This window comes from Ensifer sp. (assembly GCF_035999135.1).
Lineage (GTDB): Bacteria > Pseudomonadota > Alphaproteobacteria > Rhizobiales > Rhizobiaceae > Ensifer.
Genome location: NZ_DASYGZ010000038.1, coordinates 1 through 4,801, shown reverse-complemented (window position 1 = coordinate 4,801; position 4,801 = coordinate 1). Strand labels below are relative to the sequence as shown.

Below are 4,801 nucleotides of genomic sequence, written 5' to 3'. Positions count from 1 at the left end.
CCGTGTATTGCCGAGCACTTGCCAGTCAGCGCGAACCCGGCGCGACCTGTCGAGCTCGTCGCTCGCCAGCCGCAGCGTGTCGACGAACAGCGCGAAGGCGGAGAGCGTGAAGGACCGGGCAAGCACGAAACCGATCTTGAGCCGGTTCGTCGCCGGTGGGCTGGATTTGATATTCGTCGTCATAGCTAACCTACCTCGCCACCCACGTCATGGTTGGCACCCGTGGGCTGTTTATCATACCGGGGCCACACCCAAACCCGTTTCTGAAATCGTCTCGTCATGGCGCGGGCAACCCCCGAACTCGTATAGTCTCGGCTCCGACAAAGAGGCCTGCCTTGCACAACAGGCCGACAGGGCAATGCATCCCAGTTGCGGTATGAATGCACGTTTTACCCGCCCATCCGGTCGCCTGAAGCCCATCACCCCTCGCGACCTGCGCGAAGTTCCTGCAGTCGGATCACCGAGTTTATGCCGAGCCATGCGAACGGCTCCGGCGGGAGCCGGGTAGGGTCGCGGTGATCCATGTATTCTTCGAGCTCCCTAGACACGGTCCCGGTTGCCAGGTCGGCGGCCATGACACCGGCAAGCGTGCTCTTGACGGTGCCAAGCCCATTCTCGCAGCACGCGGAAAAAAGCCCTTCGTCGATCTCGCCAAAGGCCGGCACGTGGTTGAGGCTAAGGCAGAGACGGCCTGCCCAACTGTGCTCGAACGGTATTTCCTCAAGGCCAGGAAATCTCGCATCCATCGAACGTCGATGCGCTCGCGCCATTTTCGAGAGGCGGTCCTGCGAAAGGGTGAGCGTCGTATCGTAGGTGTACTTGGTGCGGATCACGATGCGCGAGTGACCGCCTGATGTGATCTTTCTGACGGTTGCGCCCATCGCGTCGGCCGGGAGCAAGGCCCAGCGATCCCCGCCTGACGCATTGCGCCCGATGCCGTCGGCCGGAAACGGTGCGGTCATGGAGGCGTAGGCAAAGATGTGCATCAGCCGCCCGCCGAAATGGCCGAAGTCTTCCACATGGCCATTGACGCCGAGGATGACCTTGGGCGCGCTCACCGAGCCATTCGCGGTCAATGCTGTCCATATCTCGTTGTCGCGCTTGAGCGACGTCACCGGGGATCGTTCGAAGAGATCGATGTCGTTTGAAAGGCCGGCAGCGAACTGGCGCACGTAGTCCGCCGGCTGGATAAGGACCGCACCCGGGGTGTAGAGCCCGCCGAGGTAATAGTTCGACCCCGTTATCTCACGCATCTCTGCTGCGTTGAGGAACGTGTGGTTCTCGCCCGTGGCTTTGAGCGACCCGCCGAAGCTCTTATTGAGCCCCATGCCGCGGGCCGTCGCAGCCGCATTGATCTTGCCTGAGGGATCGAAGGTCTCGCGCGACATCCCATAGGCTTCCGCCGCCCGCGCGGCGAACTCGATGGCGTATCGGTTCTGGGCCATTTCGCGGCGCGTGCTGTCAGCACCTCCGCTTGAGTATTCGCTTGATGAAAGGTTGTGCGGCACGTCGATCATGTAGCCGGAGTTCCGACCCGACGTTCCCTTGCCCACTTCACTCGCCTCGAGCATGACGATCTTGTCATCGGGGCGCAGGTCCAGCAGGCGGCGCGCTGCAGAGAGACCGGCAAAGCCGGCGCCGATGACCAGCCAGTCGGCGTTCACGTGGCCGTCGAGACAGCGGACTGGAAACGTACGTCGGCTGATCGCCTCCCAGCCCGAAATGCCATTTTCGACAGGCAAGCGCTTGACGGACCGCGTGATCATCGGGGCGCCTCTCTCATGGGCTGAACGCGCAACCTGGCGATCCCATTGGTTGCGATCTTTCGCTCACGCATGACGGTTTCCAGCGGTGATCTGGGCGACGTCGCGCTTCAAGGTGGCGACGATCGTCGCGAGCGTTTCCTTTTCCTCCGTATTGAGCGGACCGAGCGGCGCGCGCACCGGCCCTGCCGGAAGGCCCTTCAGTTCGCAACCGTGTTTGATCGACTGGAGGAACTTGCCGCCTTCGAGGAAATCCATGAGCGGCAACATCGCCGTCATCATCGCCCGTCCCTTGTCGATGTTCTTTTCGATGACGCAGGCTTCATAGAGGGCGACATGTTCCTTCGGCAGAAAGTTGGAGCCGGCGCAGACCCAGCTCCTTGCGCCCCAGGCAAAGAACTCAAGCGCCTGGTCATCCCAGCCGCAGGAGAGAGCGATGTTCGGGTACTTGCGGGCGAGCAGGTGGAGATTGGCCATGTCGCCGGAGCTTTCCTTGATCGCCACGACGTTTCGGGATTCGCTGACACGGGAGAAGTACGCGTCCCCCATCATCACGCCCATGCGGGCCGGGTAGTTGTAGAGCATGATCGGCAGACCCGCCGCCCGGTCTACCGTCAGCGCGTGGACCGCGTTTTCCTCCTCGGTCGGCAAGGCATAGGGCGGCGACGACACGAGAATGGCGTCGGCGCCGATCTCCTTGGCGGCCTTGGCGAATGCCACGGAGTCTTCCGTCCTGGTGGCGCCCGTCCCGACGACGAGGGGCAGCCGTGAGCCGATCACATCCCTGGCGAGGGCGGCGAGGGCGAAGCGTTCCTCTGCGCTCTGGGCGTAGTATTCGCCGGTCGATCCGCCGATGATGATGCCGTGAACGCCCGCTTCGATGAGGGACTCGAGCACGACTGCAAAACCCTTTCGGTCGATTTCCCCGTCTTGCCCGATTGGCGTGATCGCCGGGGTGTAGATGCCTTCGAACTTCATGATGTCTTCTCCTCGATAGGCCCGTAACTTGGGCGAGCGGATTTCGCCGCGGCAACGCCCGCCCGGTTCCTAGGTTTCGGTTGAATGTGTGCAGGTCTCCCGCCGCTCAGTGCGGCGTTACGACCGCTGCGGCCAGCCGCTTCAGATCGACGGTGCCGACGGGCATGCCGACGGCATCGACCACCACCAGATCCTTGGCGTCCTTGTGCGCCAGGATCTTCAGCGCAGCTTCGATCGTGCTTCCCGTGCTCAGTGTCGCGCCATTGACGGCGTGATCGGCGGCGACCGGTGTCATGACGGCCTCGACATGAACGACCCGACCACGGTTCACCTCCTTCACGAAGTTGGCGATGTAGTCGTCGGCGGGCCTCAGGACGATGTCCTGGCTGGTGCCCTGCTGGATCACCTCGCCGTCGCGCAGGACCGCGATCTGGTCGCCCAATCGCAAGGCTTCATCGAGATCATGGGTGATGAAGACGATGGTCTTCTTGATCTCCTTCTGCAGGTCGAGAAGCACCGTCTGCATATCCATGCGAATGAGCGGATCGAGCGCCGAATAGGCTTCGTCCATCAGGAGAACCGGCGCGTCGTTGGAAAGCGCACGGGCGAGGCCGACGCGCTGCTGCATGCCGCCGGAAAGCTGGTTGGGATACTTGTTTTCAAAGCCCTTCAGCCCCACGCGCTCGATCCATCGCATGGCGATATCGACGCCCTTTGCGCGCTCCAGCCCCTGAACCTCAAGGCCATAGAGCGTGTTGTCGAGAACGTTGCGATGCGGGAGCAGCGCAAATTTCTGAAACACCATCGCCGTCTGGTGGCGCCGGAACTCGCGCAGTTCCGGCTGGGCCATTTTGACGACGTCGACACCATCGACGAGCACTTCGCCGGCCGTCGGGTCGATCAGGCGATTGATGTGCCGGATCAAGGTCGACTTTCCCGACCCCGACAGGCCCATGATCACCTGGATGCAGCCGGAGGGGATTTCGATGTTGATGTCGCGCAAGCCGAGAACATGCCCGTGCCGTTCGTTGAGCTCGGTTTTCGTCAAGCCCTTTTGCACGGCCTCGACATGCGCAGAGGCGTTTGGTCCGAAGATCTTGTAGAGGTGGCGAATCTTGATGCCGCCGAACGTGGTGTCAGCCATGGACGATCTCCCGGTGCTTCTGCAGTCTCTCGCCATAGGCCTGGCTGACCCGGTCGAAGATGATGGCAATGCCGACGATGGCGAGGCCGTTGAAGATGCCGAGCGTGAAGTACTGGTTGGCAATCGCCTTCAGCACGGGTTGCCCAAGGCCCTGGACCCCGATCATCGAGGCGATGACGACCATCGCGAGCGCCATCATGATCGTCTGGTTGATGCCCGCCATGATCGTCGGCAAGGCCAGCGGCAGCTGCACGTTCTTGAGCTTCTGCCATCCCGAGGAACCGAAGGCATCGGCCGCCTCCAGCACGTCCTTGTCGACGAGGCGAATGCCCAGATTGGTAAGCCGGATCATCGGCGGGATCGCGTAGATGACGACGGCAATGAGACCCGGCACCTTGCCGATCCCCAGGAGCATGACGACGGGGATCAGGTAGACGAAGCTCGGCATCGTCTGCATCACGTCGAGCACCGGGTTGACGACCCGCTGGAGACGATCGGAACGGGACATCAGAATGCCGATCGGAATACCGATGGCGATCGACAGCAGCGTGCAGACGAAGATCATCGAGATCGTCCGCATGGTGTCGTCCCACATGTCGAAATAGCCGATCGCCAAGAGGGTCACCAGGCAGCCAAGCACGACCTTCAAGCTTCTGCTCGCACCCCAGGCGATCCCCAGGATGATGACGATGATAATGGGCCAGGGCGTCTGCGTCATGAACCGCTCGGACGCGATCAGAAAGTGCTGCAAGGGGGAAAAGAAGCCCTCGATGACGTCGCCATAGGCGCGCGTGAACGACCGGAAACCTTCGTCGATCGCTTTCTTCAGCGCGCGAAGAGCGTCGTCGTTCATGTGTGGGAATTCATAAAGCCATTCCATTCGGTTCCTCCTTTTTGAAGAAGCCGGCGCAAGTTT

4 protein-coding genes and 1 pseudogene are annotated in these 4,801 nt (G+C 61.8%); all 5 read right to left on the bottom strand.

Annotation, left to right across the window (positions count from 1 at the left end):
* A pseudogene (locus VGO12_RS03620) lies at window positions 1-183 on the bottom strand (GlxA family transcriptional regulator); the annotation flags it as partial.
* A gap of 236 nt (window positions 184-419) precedes the next feature.
* Window positions 420-1,766, bottom strand: coding sequence for an FAD-binding oxidoreductase (locus tag VGO12_RS03615; protein WP_327511369.1), 1,347 nt, complete (start codon window positions 1,764-1,766; stop codon window positions 420-422).
* Between the two features lie 63 nt (window positions 1,767-1,829).
* Window positions 1,830-2,741 (bottom strand): dihydrodipicolinate synthase family protein, encoded by a 912-nt coding sequence (locus VGO12_RS03610; RefSeq protein ID WP_327511368.1) that lies wholly within the window; start codon window positions 2,739-2,741, stop codon window positions 1,830-1,832.
* Window positions 2,742-2,847: 106 nt separating this feature from the next.
* Window positions 2,848-3,885 (bottom strand): glycine betaine/L-proline ABC transporter ATP-binding protein, encoded by a 1,038-nt coding sequence (locus VGO12_RS03605; protein ID WP_327511367.1) that lies wholly within the window; start codon window positions 3,883-3,885, stop codon window positions 2,848-2,850.
* The gene (locus VGO12_RS03600) at window positions 3,878-4,765 is read right to left on the bottom strand and encodes a proline/glycine betaine ABC transporter permease (RefSeq protein ID WP_327511366.1); all 888 of its coding nucleotides are present in this window, start codon (window positions 4,763-4,765) and stop codon (window positions 3,878-3,880) included. The genes VGO12_RS03605 and VGO12_RS03600 overlap by 8 nt, the downstream gene beginning before the upstream one ends.
* Between the last annotated feature and the right edge of the window lie 36 nt (window positions 4,766-4,801).

What these genes read in the sequence shown, in the direction of transcription:
- VGO12_RS03615 (WP_327511369.1), bottom strand. Translation starts at nt 1,766, where the DNA reads ATGATCACGCGGTCCGTCAAGCGCTTGCCTGTCGAAAATGGCATTTCG.
- VGO12_RS03610 (WP_327511368.1), bottom strand. Translation starts at nt 2,741, where the DNA reads ATGAAGTTCGAAGGCATCTACACCCCGGCGATCACGCCAATCGGGCAA.
- VGO12_RS03605 (WP_327511367.1), bottom strand. Translation starts at nt 3,885, where the DNA reads ATGGCTGACACCACGTTCGGCGGCATCAAGATTCGCCACCTCTACAAG.
- VGO12_RS03600 (WP_327511366.1), bottom strand. Translation starts at nt 4,765, where the DNA reads ATGGAATGGCTTTATGAATTCCCACACATGAACGACGACGCTCTTCGC.